Consider the following 17,121-nt stretch of genomic DNA (forward strand, 5'->3'; position numbering starts at 1 on the left):
AAAAGCTCTCATGCGCCGCCTTTCAATCGCCTTCGTCACGACCGTCTTGCTCGCCGGTTCGGCCACGGCCGAGACCTTCAAGGACTGGCAGGTAAGCTGCGACGCAAACCACCAGTGCCAGGCCACCGGCCTGGCCGCAGGCGACCCGGATGCGAAAGGCTATGTCAGCATCCGCCGCCACGTCTCGGCACCAATGGAGGTTCGCTTCGCGGTGACCGATCCGACCGGTGCCCTTGCCGGCCGGCCTCATGTCCTTCTGGCGGATGGCAAGCCCGTCGGGGCCCTCGCAGACCCGATCACCTTCTCGGCTCCCGAAGAAGAAGGGGGGCTGGCCGAGGCTACTCTCGTCCTCGATGCAAGGTCATCTCTGCCCCAGACCCTGCGGCAATACCATTCCCTGCAATTGCAGGCAGCGGACGGCAGCCTCGCGGTGAATGTCTCGCTGGCCGGCGCCGTTGCCGCCTGGCTCTACATGGACGATCGGCTGGTGCGGACCTCCCCTCCCGCCAAGCCTGCAATATGAACGGTGGATCGCAGGAGGGGGAGCCTTGCGCCTGCCTCTACGCACGTATACTCCTGCGGCCCCGAAATCATTGCAGGCGCGGGCATGGCCAGGAAGAAAGCACTCCATCCCTCCCAATCGAGCCCCGCGCCCAAGGCCAAGCGCCCACGCAATGCCGCGGCAACGCGCGAGGCCATTCTGCAATCGGCCCTGATCGCCTTTTCGCGCGCGGGTTATGACGGCGTCGGCCTGCGCGAAATCGCGGGAGAAGCCGGCGTCACCGCCATCCTGGTCAATCGCTATTTCGGTTCGAAGGAAGAAATGTTCGCCGAGGCGGCCAAGATCGCCTGCGCCGATGCCAGCTTGTTCGAAGGCGACGCCGCCTCCCTTGCCGACCGGGTGGCGCAGGCGATGGTGGCCAGATCTCCCGGCGAGAGCACCGGCGTCGATCCCTTCCGGCTGATGCTGCACTCGGCCTCCAACCCCAGGGCCGCCGAAATCCTGCGCGAAACCGTCGCGGCGCAACTCGAACGCCCGCTTGCCGCCGGCCTGCCCGGCAAGGACCAGCCGGAACGCGCCGCCCTGTTCCTCGCCCTGATCGCCGGCGTCGCCCTGATGCGCGACGTGATCGCCAATTCCTCCCTCGCCGAGGCCGATCCATCGGCGCTGGCCAAGCGGCTGGCTCAGATGCTCAAGCCCCTGGTCGACGACAAGCCGGGCAAGAAGACCGACAAGCCCCAGCAGCTCAGCCTGGGATTTTGAGGCGAGCTCTAACACGACAGTTGCGTTTGTATTAGGAAGTGCAGGATGTGCGGAGTGTCGGCCTCACAGCTCCATCAAATGATGTAGCTGTGAGGCCGACACTCCAAATTCCTTTCGAATGAAAAACGCAACCATAGTCCTAAGCCGTTGAGGCACCGGACGGAAGCACGACCACGGCTGTCCCGACCGGCACGCGCCGATGAAGGTCGATGATGTCCTGATTGAGCAGGCGCACGCAGCCCGACGACACCATGGTGCCGATCGTCCAGGGCTCGATGGTGCCGTGAAGCCGGTACAGGGTGTCGCGCCCGTCCTTGTACAGATAGAGCGCACGCGGGCCGAGAGGATTGCCGGATCCGCCCGGCAAGCCGGCGGCATATTTGGCATAGCGTTCGGGCTGGCGCCGGATCATGTTGGCCGTCGGCGTCCAACGTGGCCATGTGGCCTTGCGGGCGATGGTTGCACGGCCTTGGAAATTGAATGCCTCCTCCTTGCCGACACCGACGCCGTAGCGCAGGGCTCTACCACCCTCCAGCACGAGATAGGCATGACGCTCGGCCGGATCGACCACGATCGTGCCGGGTTGCTCCTGAGTCGGATAGGCAACCTCCCGGCGCAGATATTGCGGCTTCACGCGTCGCAGATCCACGGCAGGCACGGCAAAGGGTTCGGACTCGATCGCTCCGTAGAGCAGGGCTTGTTCCGGGTCGACCGCCACCTCCGGCATGCTGAGCTCGGGTTTGCGGTCCTGCGCACATCCAGCTGCCAAGAAAGGCAAACCAATCACAAAACTACGCCTGCTTATCATCATCACGCCTTCCGCAACGCCACTGACACGGCACTGAGGCGATTGAGCCCGATGACGACTTCGACGTCCATATGTTATGATGCTATGGCAATCATAACCATGAGGCATGAATGGACATCGCAATCGCCCTGCGCGCTTTCGTCCGTACCGTCGAGCGTGCTTCGGTAACGGCGGCAGCGCGTGATCTTGCCGTCTCCCAGCCCGCCGTCACCAAACATCTGCGCAATCTCGAACGGCATGTCGGCGCCAGGCTGTTGGAACGGTCCTCACGCATCGTACGCCCGACACCACAGGGACAGGCCCTTTATGAAGCGAGCCGAGGCGCTCTCGCCACCATCGACGCGGCTCTGGAAGGCGTCCGGCATGACATGGGGACCATCGAAGGCCCGCTCCGGCTGCATGCGCCCTCCTGCATCGGCGTCAGGCACCTGCATCCAATCGTCATGGCATTCCAGCAACGCCATCCCGCCGTTACGGTCGATCTCATCCTGGAGAACCGTGATATCGACCTTGTCTATGAGAACTTCGACCTGGCGGTGAGGTATGGACGTCCTGCCGGCCAGGAACTCATCATCCGCCGTCTCGGCTTGATCCGGCGTATCCTGGTGGCGGCACCGAACTTCCTCGCCCGGTTCGGGCCGATCGACACGCCAGAGCGACTATCGGAAATCGACATCGTCAGCAGTGCCAGGCTGCTTTCTCCACGCGACACTCTGGCATTGCAGCATCGCAGCGGCGAAACACTCGACCTGCCCGCCCAACCCATCCTCAGAACCAATGACGCCGAAGTCATCAGCGCCACGCTCCTGCAAGGGCACGCGGCGGGGCCGGTCCAGCAATTGCTGGTGAATCGCGAGCTTGCCGAAGGACGCTTGGTCCGAATCCTGCCCGAGTACGTCGTCCGTCCGACGGAAGCCTTCCTGGCCTTCCCCTCGGTTCGCTATATGCGCCCGGTGGTGCGTGCCTTCACCGACTTCACCATTGCAGCGCTGCGCAAGATCGACGGCATCGACTCGACAGAAAACGATGCATTCCGGCTCTCTCCCGATCCCGGCGATACGATCCCGGCTCCCTGCGGCATAGAGACGACAATCTAGATACGACTTGCTAGATACGACTTGCTAGATACGACTTGATTGTCATCGGTGTGTTTGCGCAGCAGCTCTCGGACCGCAGGCGCCAAAAGAACATGAATTGTTCCGCCCCCTCATGTCGGGTACCTCTTGGTTCGTTCGTCCTTGGCTCAAGAGGAAGCAGACAATGCGATACACGATCCTTTGCTACAATTACGAAGACGTCGTCGGTGCCTGGACCAAGGAAGAGGACGACGCCGTGATGGCTCGCCTGCAGAAGGTCCATGAAAAGGTCGCCGCGGCGGGCAAGCTTGGCCCGGTGGTGCGGCTGCTGCCGACCACCGCCGCCACCACCCTGCGCAAGACCGGCAGCGATCCCCTGGTGATCGACGGTCCCTTCGCCGAGACCAAGGAACAATTGCTCGGCTTCTATGTGGTCGACTGCGAAAATCTCGAGGAAGCGCTCGATATCGCCCGCGATCTCGCCAAGGCCAATCCCAGCATCGGCTCCTACGAGATCCGTCCGCTTTCGATCTTCCAGCCCGGGGTGCTCGGACAGAAGGCGCACGCAACATGACGGATGCGGCCTGGATCAACAGCGCGCTCGCCTCCGCCCGCCCGCAGGCCATGGGAGCGCTTCTGCGCTATTTCCGTGACCTCGATACCGCTGAGGAAGCCTATCAGGAAGCCTGCCTGCGCGCGCTGAAGAGCTGGCCGAAAAACGGTCCGCCGCGCGATCCCACCGCCTGGCTGATCTTTGCCGGCCGCAATTCCGGCATCGACGCCAAACGCCGCGAGAAGAAGCAGGAAGCCCTGCCGGACGAGGACCAGATTTCCGATCTCGGCGATGCGGAAACCGAGCTCGCCGAACGCCTAGACGGCCAGCACTATCGCGACGACATCCTGCGCCTGCTCTTCATCTGCTGCCATCCGGATCTTCCCGGCACCCAGCAGATCGCCCTTGCCCTGCGCATCGTTTGCGGGCTCAGCGTCAGGCAGATCGCCCGCGCCTTCCTGGTCGGGGAAGCGGCGATGGAACAGCGCATCACCCGGGCCAAGGCGCGTATCGCCAGCGCCGACGTGCCCTTCGAGGCACCGGGCGCGGTGGAGCGTTCGGAACGGCTCGGTGCCGTGGCCGCCATGATCTATCTGATCTTCAACGAAGGCTATTCGGCGGGCGCCGAGGACGACGGCAGCCGAGCCCAGCTCTGCGACGAGGCCATTCGCCTCGCCCGCCTGCTGCTGCGCCTGTTCCAGACCGAACCCGAGATCATGGGGCTGGCCGCTCTGATGCTGCTCCAGCATGCCCGTTCGCCGGCCCGTTTCGACGCGGAGCGCCAGATCGTGCTCCTGGAGGACCAGGACCGGCGCTTGTGGAACAGCCAGATGATAGCCGAAGGCCTCGCCCTGATCGACAAGGCCACCCGCCATGGCAGCCCCGGCAGCTATCAGCTCCAGGCCGCCCTCGCCGCGGTGCACGCCAGGGCAGCGACGCCCGAGGATACCAATTGGCGCCAGATCGATTTCCTCTATGCGCTGCTGGAAGAGATCCAGCCCTCGCCCGTGGTCACGCTCAATCGGGCCGTGGCCGTTTCGAAGACGCAGGGCCCCGAAGCCGCGCTCGCCATGATCGAGCCCCTGGAAGCCCGTCTGTCCGGCTATTTCTATTTCCACGGCCTCAAGGGCGGCCTGCTGCTGAAACTTGGCCGGAGCAAGGAGGCGCATCAAGCCTTCGACCAGGCCATTGCTCTCGCTTCCACGGCGGCCGAGGCCAACCATATCCGCCAGCATCTGGACAGGCTGATGAAGGACAATGCTGTGCGGGGGTGACGCCATAGGAGCGACTGGAACGCGAAAACAGTCGCCCTCAAAGGCGCCTCGCCTCCACAGTTGCCGCCTCAGATCAGTCCGCCATTGGCCCTCAGGGTCTGCCCGTTGATCCAGCCGCCGTCCGGGCTGGCCAGGAAGGCGACCGCAGCGGCGATGTCCTCCCGCGTGCCGAGCCGCTCGAGTGGCGCCATGCGGGTATAATGCTCGATCAATTCGGCCGATTTGCCGGTGAGGAAGAGATCGGTTGCCGTCGGGCCCGGTGCGATGGCGTTGACCGTGATCGCGCGACCACGCAGTTCCTTGGCCAGCACGCTGGTCAAGGCCTCGATGCCGGCCTTGGTCGCGGCATAGATGCCGTAGCTCGGCTGGCGCAGGCCAACGACGCTCGACGAGAAGTTGATGACGCGCCCGCCCGCGCGCAACCGCCGCGCCGCCTCGCGCATGGTGTTGAAGCTGCCCTTGAGATTGACGGCCACCAGCCGATCGAAACCGTCATCGTCCGTCTCGGCGAGCGGGGACAGGGCGATGATGCCGGCATTGTTGACCAGGACGTCCACGCCGCCAAATTCCGCCTGCACCGCCTCGAACATCGCGGCCACGGCCGCGGGATCGCTCACGTCGGCCTGCAAGGCCAGCGCGCGCCCTCCTGCACTCTCGATCTCCCGCACCAGGGCCTCGGCGCGCTCGGTATTGCCGGCATAGTTGACGACGACCGAGAAGCCGTCATGCGCCAGGCGCCGGGCGATGGCGGCGCCGATGCCGCGCGAGGCGCCGGTGACGAGGGCGACTTTGCTGCCATTCACGGTCATTTTTCTCTCCTTGAGGTGAGGTTGATCACTGGAGAGCACTATCCTCCTTCTGTCACTTCGGATAATCATGCAAGAATTGACATGACTATTCGGGCGTTACGAACAATGGACCGTTTCGACGCCATCCGGCTCTTCACCCGCATCGTCGAGCGCCGCAGCTTCACCCAGGCGGCACAAGATCTGGGTCTGCCCCGCTCCACCGTGACCGAAGCAATCCGCCACTTGGAGGCGCGCCTTGGCGTCCGCCTGCTCCAGCGTACCACCCGCGTCGTCAGCCCGACGCTGGACGGCGAGGCCTACTATCATCGCTGCCTTGCCATCCTGGCCGACATCGAGGACGCCGAAGCGGCCTTTGGTGACACCAAGCCCCGCGGATTGCTGCGCATCGACGTGCATGGCACGCTCGCCCGGCATTTCCTGCTGCCGGGCCTCACCGATTTCCTGGAACGCTATCCGGGCCTGCAGCTTCATATCGGCGAGGGGGACCGCCTGGTCGATCTCGTGCGCGAAGGCATCGATTGCGTGATCCGGGCCGGCGATCTCCAGGACAGTTCGATGGTAGCCCGCCGGGTCGCCTTGCTCGCCGAGGCGACCTGCGCAAGCCCGGCCTATCTCGCGCGCCATGGCATGCCGACAACACCGGGCGACCTCGAAGGCCACCGCATGGTCGGCTTCGTTTCTTCGGCGACGGGCAGCGTCATGCCGCTCGAATTTCAGGTGGACGGCGCCCTGCGCCATGTCAGCCTGCCCACCGCGCTGACGGTCACGGGATCGGAGGCCCTGTTCGGAGGCGCATTGGCCGGGCTGGGGCTCATTCAGGTGCCGCGCTACCATCTCCTGCCCTATTTCGCCGACGGCCGACTGATCGAAATATTGCCGGCGCATCCGCCGACGCCAACGCCCGTCTCCCTGCTCTATCCGCAGAGCCGCCAGCTCTCGCCGCGGGTTCGCGTCTTCATCGACTGGGTGGCCAAGAGCTTCGCCGACTGGGCCGATGACGGAGTGATTTCCCGATCACCGGGCCCGGCGTGACACGGACAAGCCAATCGTCGTCCGTCAGGTCTTGCGGAAGGTCAGATTGATACGATTGCGACCGAGGCGAGGATGCTGCCCCTCCTTCAACGGCAAGATGCCGTGATAGGCCAGGCGCGAAGGGCCACCCCATACCATCACGTCGCCATGCTGGAGCGGCACCTTGCTCGGTCTGTCGCTGCGCGACAGACCGCCGAACTGAAAAATGGCGGGCAGGCCGAGCGAGACCGAGACGATGGGCTTGCTGAAATCACGCTCGTCCTTGTCCTGATGCAACGACATCTTGGCGCCGGGCTCATAGCGGTTGATCAGGCAGGCATCCGGCTCGAAGCCGGGAAATCCCGCCTCGGTCGCCGCTTCGCGCGCGAGGGCTGCAAAGGCTCCTGGCATCTCCGGCCAGGGCTGGCCCGTCTCGGGGTCTTCCGCCGTGTAGCGATAGCCACGCCTGTCGGTTACCCAGCCGGCCCGACCGCAATTGGTCATGGCCACCGACATGGTGAAACCGCCAGGCGTAACCATATGGCGGAAAGGAGCGCCGGCCACCACGGTATCGAGAGCGGCAAGCAGGGCTTCCTCGCCGACGAGGGCACGACCGACGAGCAGCACGGCGCCCTCGGCAATGTCGAGGCGACTGGGCTGGTCGAAGCTGAACAGATCCATCATCTGCCTGTTCTGGCCCATAATCTGGGCGCCTGTGTGACCCAACGGCAGCGCTGTCGATCCCTGCCCCGTTCTGCGATGACGGCGCTTACAAGCGCTCGATCAGCGCCCTCGCCGCGGTGGGTGCCTTGGGCTTGAAGCCGTTGATCATGAAGACGAAGACGTCCCGACTGGCCGCCTGGGAGGGTTTCTTGTCCGATGTCTTGTCGAGGTCGGCAGGCTCGCCACCTTTGGCCCAGGCCTTGGAGCGCTCCGCCCATTTGTCCAGCGCAGCAGCGGAATAACCGAGATCCTCCTCCTCCTTCGCCGCTTGTAGGCGCGCGTAGACAAAGGGAGCCGTGACGTCGTGGATATGCGGGAAATCCGCCTTGTCGGTCAGGACGATGCCGACATCGTAGGCACGCACCAGCTCGATGAACTCAGGCACCTTGAAGCTGTCGTGGCGGACCTCGACGACATGGCGCAACGCATGACCTTCATGGCTCTTGGGCAGGAGCTTGAGGAAGCCTTCGAAATCGGCCGGATCGAACTTCTTGGTGGGCATGAACTGCCAGTTGATCGGCCCGAGCTTCTTCTTCAATTCGACGATGCCGCTGCCGATGAACATGTCGATCGACTTTCCGGCGTCGGACAGCACTTTCTTGTTGGTGGCAAAACGGTTCGCCTTCATCGCGAAGATGAAGTCATCCGGCGTCTCCGCATGCCATTTGGCGAAACTCTCTGGCTTCTGGGAGCCGTAATAGGTGCCATTGATCTCGATCGCCGTCACCTGGCGGCTGGCATATTCGAGTTCCCGCTTCTGGGCCAGGCTGGCGGGATAGAAGCTGCCGCGCCACGGTTCGAAGGTCCAACCACCGATGCCGACGCGGATTTGGCCAGTCATGCGAATTCTCCCGTTTTGTTCTCGGTCGCCAACCGACCATAGTACGCCGAGTCCGGCAACCCGAAACCTCTGGCCCGGGAGCGCTTCTTATCCTGACTGTCCCTGGTTGCTCTGCCAGCCCGAAATCCACAATTCGCGCAAGCGGTCGCCCTCATGGCGGAAGTATTGCCCCGTCGGCATGCAGGACAAAGCGCGGTCGGCGCGGAAGTTACGGATCGCCTGCCGCAGCTCGCACCAGGCCACCAGCACGAAAGCCTGCGAATAATAGATGAGGGCGAGCGGGCGCACCGTCCGCCGCGTCTGCTGCCCCTGTTCGTCGCGATAATCGAGCGCGAGCTTTTCCTCGTCGCGAATGGCCCGGCGCACCAGGCCGAGATCGATGCGCTCGGGCGTCGGTGCGATCTCGCCCCAGGCATGCAGCGTGCGCGAGGAGAACAGCTGGCGCAGAGGCTCGGGCACCGCGCCCGCCAGTTTCGCGCCGGCCCGCCGCGAGGCCTGTGTCAGTTCGGGATCGCCGGCACGTTCGATCAGGGCCAGCCCGAGCATCACCGCCTCCGTCTCCTCGATCGAGAACATCAGGGGCGGCAGGTCGAAGCCCGAGCGCAGGACATAGCCGATGCCGCGCTCTCCCTCGATCGGCACCCGCATGGCCTGCAGCGCGGCGATGTCGCGATAGATCGAACGTATCGTGACCTCCAGGGCCTCGGCGATGGCGGCAGCCGTGACCGGCTTCCGCGCTAGCCTGAGAATCTGAATGATCTCGAACAACCGTGCCGCCTTGCGCATGAGCCCCCTTCACAACTGACACATCCCTGTCAGTTGCCTCTCTCTATAGAGGCAGCCAACCCTTTGAAAAAGCGGCGAGGACGTCACCGAACGGGCCTCGCCCCTGGCTGGCAACTGACATGACCTATACCGACAATCTCTGGCTCTTTCTCATCCTGCTCGCCGGCATCATCATCGTGCCAGGCATGGATATGCTCTTCGTGCTCGCCAATGCCTTGACGGGCGGCCGGCGCGCGGGCCTTGCCGCGACCTCGGGCATCATGGCGGGCGGGATCTGCCATACCTTGTTCGGCACGGTCGCCGTCGCCGCCCTCAGCCGGCTGGTCCCCGCCCTCGCCACCACCATGATCCTGGTCGGCTCGGCCTACATGATCTGGATCGGCATCCGGCTGCTGCGCAGCTCGATAACCGTCGGCGAGGTCGAAACCGGCCGCGCTGTGGCGCCGGCGCGCATCTTCAGCCAGGGACTGATGACATGCCTGCTCAATCCGAAGGCCTGGCTATTCGTACTGGCGGCCTACCCGCAATTCCTCAACCCGAGCTTCGGGCCGCTCTGGCCCCAGGCTTTGGTGATGGGCCTGATGACGGTGCTGGTACAGTTTGCCGTCTACGGCGGACTGGCCCTGATGGCTGCGCGCGGCCGCGACGCCCTGACCTCGAGCCCTGCCCTCAGCATCTGGGCCGGGCGTAGCGCAGGCCTCCTGCTGGTCGGGGTTGCCGCCTTCGGCCTCGTCCATCGGCTCGCCGGCTTGTGAACGCCGCCTCAGCCTCGGCGCGCGTCCTTGGTCAGCGCCGCAAGAGCGAACTCCACGCTCTGGCGCAGGCTCTGCGTATCGGCACCGGCCTTGCCGCTGACCTTGAGGCCGCGCAATGTCGCCTGGATGAAACGTGCAGCGCCCTTGATGTCCGTGCCCGCGCCGATCTCGCCTGCCGCCCTGGCCTTGCGCAGGCTGCCCTCCAGCGCCGCATCGAGCGCGGCCTCGTTCTCGGCGAGCATGCCGGCAATTTCTTCGTCGTTCCGGCCGAACTCGACGATCGCGCCGACATTCATGCAGCCGAGAGCTCGGAAGGAGGGATCGGCTTCCGCCACCGCCAGCAGCATCCGGCGGATCCCGGCGAGGGGCGATGCTTCCGCGTCGAGTTGCGCAAGCTGATTGGCAAGATTGACCGCCTGATAGCGCCCCAAAGCCTCCAGATAGAGGCGGCGCTTGTCGCCGAACGTGTCGTAGAGGCTCTGGCGACCAATCTTCATCGCCGCAAGCAGATTGTCGGTGGATGCCGCCTCGAAGCCCTTGGCCCAGAACACGGCGGTGGCGCGCTTGAGCGCCTCGTCACGATCGAATTCTCTCGGTCTTGCCATGGCATCAGAAACACTATTTCGGACAGATTTGTCAATAATATTGTTGCGATGCACAAGAATGGGAGTCGTTGCAACAGGATCGGCCCGGCCAAGACCGGCTGCCACCAGGTATCACGCAACCTCCCCAACGGCTTTCGATCGCAGCAGATGTTGGGAAGAGCGCCAGGCAGTTGAAGGCGGTATGTTTGTGATGTCGGCATGCCGCGCCGGTACCGTGAACAGGTGCCGCCTTTGTTTATCTCCAATCACCGGCCGATGGCTGAGGCCTCCCAGGATCTGAAGGGTTTCGACGGTCGGCACGGCCGGTTTTCCGGTCTTGCCGACGGCGAAGACCTGCTCAGCGATGAAAACCGCCAGCAGCAGGGCCATCAGCACCCAGACGAAGATTAACCTTCCCAACTTGACAGCCCGTTCCGGCCTGGACAATTCAGCGGCCGACAACCGCGGCGCGCGAAGCAGCTTCTCCATCTGCCCGGCCGGACTGAACCTACGCCCGAACAAAGGCAAGGGCCAGGCGCGGCGCTTCGAAACGTCGACGGCGATCGCCTTGGTGGCATACTTCCTGCCACGGCTCCCATGCCCCGACAGACGGAACTTGTCGGCTCGTCCGATGGCGCGGGAGCCGATCTCGTAGATCGTGATTGCGAATTTTTCGGCTGCCGGCAGCGAACCAGCGACCTGCTGCGCGAGCCCTGCGAGACCTTGCGCCGGCATGGTGAAGGTCTTGCCTTCGGTACTGTCGCAATTGACGATGCCGACAATCGAGATGCGTTTGCCGGCCGATCTGGTCAGCACATAGTCGCAGTGCTGCAACAACGCCTCCGATTGTGGCAGGGCTCCCAGCCTGTAGCCGTGTTTGGCGACCAGATAGCGAGCGTAATAGCGGGAAAAATGTTCACGCTCCGTCGCAGACCCATCCATCGGCTCGCCTTGCCTTTCCCGCCACCCCTCCCCGATGTTTGCATGAGGGCTTGTCCGCTTGGCAACGTGGATTTGAGCGCCAAAGAGCGGTCGAGCCGGATTGTTGTGGGCGACGATCCAATCCCGACGGCGCTGCCGCCATGTTGCAAACGCGCAGCAGCATCGCGTGATCGGCCTCGCAATTGACCGCGCTTTCCTGTATGGGCTGCTGCATCAGTGAAATCCTGCAGAAGTGGACGCTGGCGCGCGGACTTGTCTTTTGGGCGCGCCGCCCCCGGACCCGGCATTTCACATGACCGGTTTTCTCATCTGACAGGTTCATTCCGTGACACTTCCTTCCCTGAACCCGGCGCTGCGCCAGGCTCTGACCGATCGCAATTTCGAAGAACTCACCCCGGTTCAGTCCGCCGTGCTGGCCGATGATGCCGCCGACCGCGACCTGCTGGTTTCAGCCCAGACCGGCTCGGGCAAGACGGTGGCCTATGGCCTTGCTATCGCCCGCGACCTGCTCGGCGACGACGAGCGCTTCGAACAGGCCGATGCCCCCCTGGCCCTGATCATCGCGCCGACCCGCGAGCTCGCCATACAGGTCGAGCGTGAATTGCTCTGGCTCTACCAGAAGGCTGGTGGGCGTGTGGTTTCCTGCGTTGGCGGCATGGACCCGCGCCGCGAGCGCCGCCTGCTCGCCGACGGTGCCCATATCGTGGTCGGCACGCCCGGCCGCCTGCGCGACCACATCGAACGCAAGGGCATCGATCTCTCAGCCCTGCGTGCCGTAGTGCTCGACGAGGCCGACGAGATGCTCGACCTGGGCTTCCGCGAGGATCTCGAGTTCATCCTCAAAGCCACCCCGGACGACCGTCGTACCCTCCTCTTCTCGGCAACCATGCCCAAGGGCATCGTCGCCATCGCGCGCACCTATCAGAAGGATGCGTTGCGCATCGAGGTGAAGACCGCCGAGCGCGGCCATGCCGACATCGAATACCGCGCCATCCGCGTTTCTCCCAAGGAAACCGAGCATGCTGTCGTCAACCTGCTCCGCCTCGTCGCCTCCCCCACCACGATCGTGTTCTGCAATACGCGCGAATCCGTGCGCCATCTACATGCCACCCTGCGCGAACGCGGCTTTTCGGCCGTGCTGCTCTCGGGTGAGCTCGGCCAGCATGAGCGCAACCAGGCGCTGCAGGCCCTGCGCGACGGCCACGCCCAGATCTGCGTCGCCACAGACGTGGCGGCGCGTGGCATAGACCTGCCCAATCTCGGCCTGGTCATCCATGCCGACCTGCCCACCGACGCCGAGAAGCTGCAGCACCGCTCTGGCCGCACCGGCCGCGCCGGCCGCAAGGGCATCAGCGCCCTGCTGGTGCCGATGTCGCGCCGCCGCAAGGCGGAGATCCTGCTCAGTCAGGCAGGCGTGAAAGCTCAGTGGATGGGGCCGCCGACCGCCGATGAAATCCGCGTGCTCGACCAGCAGCGCATGCTGGAAGATCCGCTGCTGACGGAAGCCCCCGGCGAGGAAGACCTGGCCATCGCCAAGCTGCTGCTCGAAAACCGCAGTGCCGAGGACATTGCCGCGGCGCTCGCCCGCGTCTATCGCGCTCGCCTGCCCGAGCCCGAGGAGATCAGCGACCCGGGCGAGCGCTTCGAGCGGCGCGACCGCAAGCCCTCGCGCTTCGAGCGCGACGACCGCTATGGCCGCGACGAGCGCCCCTCCCGCTTCGAGCGCGACGACCGTCCCGAGCGCTCCGAGCGTCCGCGCCGCTTCGAGCGCGAGGAGGTGCCGGCCGATCCCGATGCCGTGCTGTTCCGCCTCTCGATCGGACGCCGCAACAATGCCGATCCCAAATGGCTGCTGCCGATGCTCTGCCGCCGCGGCGGCGTTAAGCGCCGCGACATCGGCAACATCAAGATCCTCGACAATGAGACCGTGGTGGAGATCGCCAAGGAAGCCGCCGAGCACTTTGCCGCCAATGCCCGCCGGCCCGACGAGGAAAACATCCGCATCCAGCCCTATCGCGACCGCGGTGGCGAGGATGCGCCGCGCGAGCCCAAGCCGCACCGCAAGGGTCCGAAGAAGCCGTGGTCCGATGAAAAGAAGCCTTGGTCGGATGAAAAGCCCGGGAAAAGGCGCGGTCGTGGAGCCTAGAGCAAAGTGCGATTTCGTTGAATCGCACTTTCTCTCTAACTCTTTGTTTTAATGCGTTTTCTTAATCGAAAAGTCTATCAACTTTTCTGGAAAACGCTCTAAGGCGAAACAGATAGAGCGCGACCGCTCAAAACTCCCATGGTGATATCAGATCGAGGCCGGTCGTTTCGAAATCGGCCCGATTTCGAGTGGCCAGTCGCCCGCCATTGACGGCGAAATCGCGGCAATCATGCCGTCCGGGGCGGACATCGGCCGCCCCCGGCGCAAGGCCTCGGCCATGATGTCGCCATAGGTGAGCACCGCCTCCTCCGTCAGGCCGAAAATCCGGTCGGCAAAGCAAGGTCGCTGTCGAAGCGGACGAGCCGCGCCATTACGGCCTCGTACGGCGCTTTGCGAAGGCTTTCTGAGACGACATTGGTGTCGAGAAAAATCAAAGATCGATGCCCGAATGTGGCCGCCGGGACCCTTTGATTACGGCTTCCAAATCAATCTCGCTTCCCGCTTGAGAAGTAAGACGCGCATAGAAGGCGGCGGCCGGCTCCCTTCCCGCTTCCCGAATTTCATAGGCCTCGAGGGCCCGTTCGACGATGTCGGCAATGGAACGCCTCTCGCGCCGGGCGAGGCGATGAGCAAGGTCTCGTGCCTTGGCGCTTCTAACTGAAAGTTGAGGTTCGGCCACATCACTGCTCCTCGTCCTCGACACAAGATAGGAAAAGAAGCATTTGCTATCGAGATGGCTATTGCCGGCAAGTCAGCACGTCAATCGAGTTCTTCTTAAAGTCCCCCTTGCTTTTCCTTCCGCAAACCCCTATTTGCGCCATCCCAATTCGTTACCCGCCACAAGGCACCGGACCCATGCGGAAATCATCGTCGATATCGCTGATGATCCCGAGGAACATCGATTCCTCGGCCGCACGCGCTTTGCCCTAGGCCGGACCGAAATCACCTGAGATCGAGCCAGCCCGGACGCAAAAGCGGTTCCGGGCACTTTTTTGGCTCTCGTGGTGCCCTGAGCCGTGCAACCTCCCAAGCGAGGGCCGGCAAGCACCACAGGTGTAGCATGACCAAGGAAAAGTTCACCCGGTTGAAGCCCCATTGCAATGTGGGCACCATCGGCCACGTCGACCATGGCAAGACGACGCTGACCGCGGCGCTCACCAAGGTCTCGGCAGACCGAGGCTGGGGAGCTTTCGTCTCGTATCAGGACGTGGCCCGCGCCTCTGCCGCCCAGGGCACGCGCGATGCCTCGAAGATTCTCACCATCGCTTCGGGCCATGTCGAGTTCTCGACTGAGAACCGCCATTATGCCCATGTCGACTGCCCCGGCCATGCCGACTATGTGAAGAACATGATCACCGGCGCGGCACAGATGGACGGCGCCATCCTCGTGGTGTCGGCTCTGGATGGTCCCATGCCGCAGACGCGCGAACATATCCTGCTGGCGCGGCAGATTGGGGTGCCCCGCATCGTGGTCTTCCTCAACAAGTGCGATGCGGTGGAGGATCCGGAACTGATCGACCTTGTCGAGCTCGAGATCCGCGAGCTCCTGACGCGGCAGAACTACGAGGGCGACAAGGTGCCCTTCATCCGCGGTTCCGCCCTGCTGGCCCTGAACGGGGTCAAGGGCGAACTGGCGGATGAGGCGATCCTCCGGCTCTTCGAGGCGCTGGACAGCACGATCGAGCTGCCCGAGCGCGCCGAGGACCGGCCCTTCCTGATGCCGATCGAGAGCGTGCGCACCATCTCTGGCCGGGGCACAGTGATCACCGGCCTGATCGCGCGCGGTGCGGTCAGGCTCGGCGACGAGGTCGAGCTCATCGGCTTCGGTGCCCGTCGCAAGACGGTGGTCACCTCCATCGAGACCTTCCAGAAGATTCTGGACAAGGGTCTTGCCGGAGAGAATGTCGGCTGCCTGCTGCGCGGCGTCGAGCTGAAGGAAGTCCGGCGGGGCCAGGTCCTGGCCAAGCCCGGTACGGCGGAGCCGCATGCCCGCTTCGAGGCAGAGGTCCATGTGCTCTCCAAGGAAGAAGGCGGGCGCCATACGCCCTTCTTCGGCCATTACCGGCCGCAGTTCTTCTTCCGTACGGCCAATGTCACCGGCGGCATCGAACTGCCGCCGGACGTCGAGATGGTGATGCCCGGCGATACCGTCGTGCTCACCATCGCCCTCAACGAAGCCATCGCGCTCGAAGCCAATACGCGCTTCGCCATCCGCGAGGGCAACCGCACGGTGGGGGCCGGCGTGATCAACCGGCTGCTCGACTGAGGGCAGCACGGCGGAGGGCGGGCAACTGCCCTCCGCATTCAACGTGGACTTGGACTTTCAGGACAGAGCGCGACCAGCCTTCTCCCCTTGCGGGACCTGGCACTTCCTTTTGAAGTGCCTCGGGTGGCCGAGTGCAACGAGGTCGGATGAGGGGTGTTGGCAAAAAGCCCGCAAGGCAGTGTTTCTCCCCTCATCCGGTGCTTCGCACCACCTTCTCCCGCAAGGGGAGAAGGCTGGTCGCGCCTCATCCGGCCCGCTCCTGGCCCGCTCCGATCGCCGACTCCAGCAGGGTGCGCACCGAGGTTTGCAGATGCTCTTCGAGCCGCATCTGCGCGTCTTCGATGATCCCGGCTTTCAGGGCCCGCAGAATGCCCAGATGCTCCGCCAGCGCCGTGCGATACCGCTCGATCTCGTCATCCTTGCGCCATTGATAGTGGTAGTGAAAGACGAAGGAGACGACATCGTAGAAGCTTGTCACGAAGCGATTGTTGAGCTGGTCTACCAGGAAGCGGTGAAAGCGACGGTCGAGTTGCGGAAACTGGCGGATGACCTCGTCCCCTCCCCGGCTCATGGCCTCATGCGTCTCGATCAGCCGGCCAATCTCCCGCCATACCGGATCATCACTGCTCCGCTGCGTGAAGAGGCGGATCGCCTCGATCTCGAAAGTGCGCCGCGTTGCCGCAAGCTCGCGGGCGAAGGGCGCATCGAAGGCGCAGAGCCGCCAGCCCCCACGCGGCGCCTTCTCGACCAGGCCGTAACGCGAAAAACCGATCAGGAATTCGCGCACGCTCACCGTGCTCGCCCCGAAAGTCCGCGCGAGCTCGGCCTCCGAGAAATTACGGCCGGGCATCAGATCGCCGGCGACTGCCATTTCGAGGAAGCGCCGTTCCACCAGATCCGAGCGGCTTTCGGTTTCGGCCACGCCGAAATAATCCGAGGCCGCCGGCAGCCGGTGCAGCAGGGCGTGCCGGCCGTCGCGTCGGATCAGTCCCGCCTGTTCCAGGCCTTCGAGGGCGGAGCGCATTGCCGTGCGGCTTACGCCGATTTCGCGCGCCAGCACCGCCTCTGGCGGCAGTTGCGCGCCGGGCTTCAGCTTCGCCATGATGTCGAGGGCCAGATTGGTGGCCTTCATCGAGACATTGCGCGGGCGCGGCATCGCCGTTCCTCAGGATTGCAGTCGCATTTCGTTTTCGCTCGACGTTTGGTCGTCTCTGCGTGGCCCGCTTAGACGCGATTCATCGCTGCACAATCAAGCGGTGCTGAAGTGACCGGGCCAATATGAA

The 17,121-nt window shown here is 64.1% G+C and carries 18 protein-coding genes and 1 pseudogene; 9 read left to right on the top strand and 10 right to left on the bottom strand.

Annotated features, from left to right (window positions below; translation table 11 throughout):
- Window positions 1-10: 10 nt before the first annotated feature.
- Window positions 11-523: a DUF1176 domain-containing protein gene (locus tag ABXS05_RS06500; RefSeq protein ID WP_367623312.1), complete on the top strand. Its 513-nt coding sequence runs from the start codon at window positions 11-13 to the stop codon at window positions 521-523.
- 84 nt (window positions 524-607) lie between these two features.
- Entirely contained in the window at window positions 608-1,264 is a 657-nt protein-coding gene (locus tag ABXS05_RS06505; protein ID WP_367623313.1) for a TetR/AcrR family transcriptional regulator, read from the top strand.
- A gap of 139 nt (window positions 1,265-1,403) precedes the next feature.
- Here the strand turns inward: ABXS05_RS06505 and ABXS05_RS06510 are convergent, their stop codons facing one another.
- Entirely contained in the window at window positions 1,404-1,991 is a 588-nt protein-coding gene (locus ABXS05_RS06510) for a L,D-transpeptidase (protein ID WP_367623314.1), read from the bottom strand.
- A 191-nt stretch (window positions 1,992-2,182) separates the two neighbouring features.
- Between ABXS05_RS06510 and ABXS05_RS06515 the strand changes: the two genes are divergently transcribed.
- The 3 genes from ABXS05_RS06515 to ABXS05_RS06525 all read left to right on the top strand — a co-directional run bounded on the left by ABXS05_RS06515 (window position 2,183) and on the right by ABXS05_RS06525 (window position 4,975).
- Window positions 2,183-3,169, top strand: coding sequence for a LysR family transcriptional regulator (locus tag ABXS05_RS06515; protein ID WP_367623315.1), 987 nt, complete (start codon window positions 2,183-2,185; stop codon window positions 3,167-3,169).
- A gap of 163 nt (window positions 3,170-3,332) precedes the next feature.
- Window positions 3,333-3,722 carry a YciI family protein gene (locus ABXS05_RS06520; protein ID WP_367623316.1) on the top strand — a complete coding sequence of 130 codons (390 nt, stop codon included), beginning with the start codon at window positions 3,333-3,335 and terminating at the stop codon, window positions 3,720-3,722.
- On the top strand, window positions 3,719-4,975 hold the full coding sequence (locus ABXS05_RS06525) for an RNA polymerase sigma factor (protein ID WP_311944348.1): 1,257 nt from the start codon (window positions 3,719-3,721) through the stop codon (window positions 4,973-4,975). The genes ABXS05_RS06520 and ABXS05_RS06525 overlap by 4 nt, the downstream gene beginning before the upstream one ends.
- A 68-nt stretch (window positions 4,976-5,043) precedes the next feature.
- Here ABXS05_RS06525 and ABXS05_RS06530 read toward each other — a convergent pair whose 3' ends face one another.
- Entirely contained in the window at window positions 5,044-5,784 is a 741-nt protein-coding gene (locus tag ABXS05_RS06530; RefSeq protein WP_367623317.1) for an SDR family oxidoreductase, read from the bottom strand.
- A 105-nt stretch (window positions 5,785-5,889) separates the two neighbouring features.
- Between ABXS05_RS06530 and ABXS05_RS06535 the strand changes: the two genes are divergently transcribed.
- Window positions 5,890-6,816 carry a LysR family transcriptional regulator gene (locus ABXS05_RS06535; protein WP_367623318.1) on the top strand — a complete coding sequence of 309 codons (927 nt, stop codon included), beginning with the start codon at window positions 5,890-5,892 and terminating at the stop codon, window positions 6,814-6,816.
- Window positions 6,817-6,840: 24 nt separating this feature from the next.
- Here ABXS05_RS06535 and alkB read toward each other — a convergent pair whose 3' ends face one another.
- The 3 genes from alkB to ABXS05_RS06550 all read right to left on the bottom strand — a co-directional run bounded on the left by alkB (window position 6,841) and on the right by ABXS05_RS06550 (window position 9,145).
- Complete coding sequence (alkB, locus tag ABXS05_RS06540; protein WP_311944353.1) at window positions 6,841-7,479, bottom strand: DNA oxidative demethylase AlkB; 639 nt, start codon at window positions 7,477-7,479, stop codon at window positions 6,841-6,843.
- An 85-nt stretch (window positions 7,480-7,564) separates the two neighbouring features.
- Window positions 7,565-8,359 carry a DUF72 domain-containing protein gene (locus tag ABXS05_RS06545; RefSeq protein ID WP_311944355.1) on the bottom strand — a complete coding sequence of 265 codons (795 nt, stop codon included), beginning with the start codon at window positions 8,357-8,359 and terminating at the stop codon, window positions 7,565-7,567.
- An 87-nt stretch (window positions 8,360-8,446) separates the two neighbouring features.
- A complete protein-coding gene (locus tag ABXS05_RS06550) occupies window positions 8,447-9,145 on the bottom strand; it encodes a helix-turn-helix transcriptional regulator (protein WP_367623319.1) in 699 nt (232 codons plus the stop codon).
- 119 nt (window positions 9,146-9,264) lie between these two features.
- On the opposite strand from ABXS05_RS06550, the gene ABXS05_RS06555 reads away from it, so the two are divergent.
- A complete protein-coding gene (locus tag ABXS05_RS06555) occupies window positions 9,265-9,900 on the top strand; it encodes a LysE family translocator (RefSeq protein ID WP_367623320.1) in 636 nt (211 codons plus the stop codon).
- Window positions 9,901-9,908: 8 nt separating this feature from the next.
- On the opposite strand, the gene ABXS05_RS06560 is transcribed toward ABXS05_RS06555, so the two are convergent.
- On the bottom strand, window positions 9,909-10,505 hold the full coding sequence (locus ABXS05_RS06560; protein ID WP_367623321.1) for a TetR/AcrR family transcriptional regulator: 597 nt from the start codon (window positions 10,503-10,505) through the stop codon (window positions 9,909-9,911).
- Between the two features lie 111 nt (window positions 10,506-10,616).
- Complete coding sequence (locus ABXS05_RS06565) at window positions 10,617-11,426, bottom strand: hypothetical protein (protein WP_367623322.1); 810 nt, start codon at window positions 11,424-11,426, stop codon at window positions 10,617-10,619.
- Window positions 11,427-11,751: 325 nt separating this feature from the next.
- Here ABXS05_RS06565 and ABXS05_RS06570 point away from each other — a divergent pair, with 325 nt between their 5' ends.
- Window positions 11,752-13,572: a DEAD/DEAH box helicase gene (locus ABXS05_RS06570; protein ID WP_367623323.1), complete on the top strand. Its 1,821-nt coding sequence runs from the start codon at window positions 11,752-11,754 to the stop codon at window positions 13,570-13,572.
- 127 nt (window positions 13,573-13,699) lie between these two features.
- On the opposite strand, the pseudogene ABXS05_RS06575 reads toward ABXS05_RS06570, so the two are convergent.
- Together ABXS05_RS06575 and ABXS05_RS06580 are read right to left on the bottom strand one after the other, a co-directional pair.
- Window positions 13,700-14,006 (bottom strand): annotated as a pseudogene (locus ABXS05_RS06575) (PIN domain-containing protein).
- The gene (locus tag ABXS05_RS06580; protein ID WP_367623324.1) at window positions 14,003-14,251 is read right to left on the bottom strand and encodes a type II toxin-antitoxin system VapB family antitoxin; all 249 of its coding nucleotides are present in this window, start codon (window positions 14,249-14,251) and stop codon (window positions 14,003-14,005) included. Before ABXS05_RS06580 ends, ABXS05_RS06575 begins: the two are co-directional and overlap by 4 nt.
- 381 nt (window positions 14,252-14,632) lie before the next feature.
- Between ABXS05_RS06580 and tuf the strand changes: the two genes are divergently transcribed.
- On the top strand, window positions 14,633-15,838 hold the full coding sequence (gene tuf, locus ABXS05_RS06585) for an elongation factor Tu (RefSeq protein ID WP_367623325.1): 1,206 nt from the start codon (window positions 14,633-14,635) through the stop codon (window positions 15,836-15,838).
- Window positions 15,839-16,082: 244 nt separating this feature from the next.
- Here tuf and ABXS05_RS06590 read toward each other — a convergent pair whose 3' ends face one another.
- Window positions 16,083-16,994: a GntR family transcriptional regulator gene (locus ABXS05_RS06590; protein WP_367623326.1), complete on the bottom strand. Its 912-nt coding sequence runs from the start codon at window positions 16,992-16,994 to the stop codon at window positions 16,083-16,085.
- Window positions 16,995-17,121: the final 127 nt, after the last annotated feature.

It is taken from the genome of Labrys neptuniae, assembly GCF_040797145.1.
Taxonomy (GTDB): domain Bacteria; phylum Pseudomonadota; class Alphaproteobacteria; order Rhizobiales; family Labraceae; genus Labrys; species Labrys neptuniae.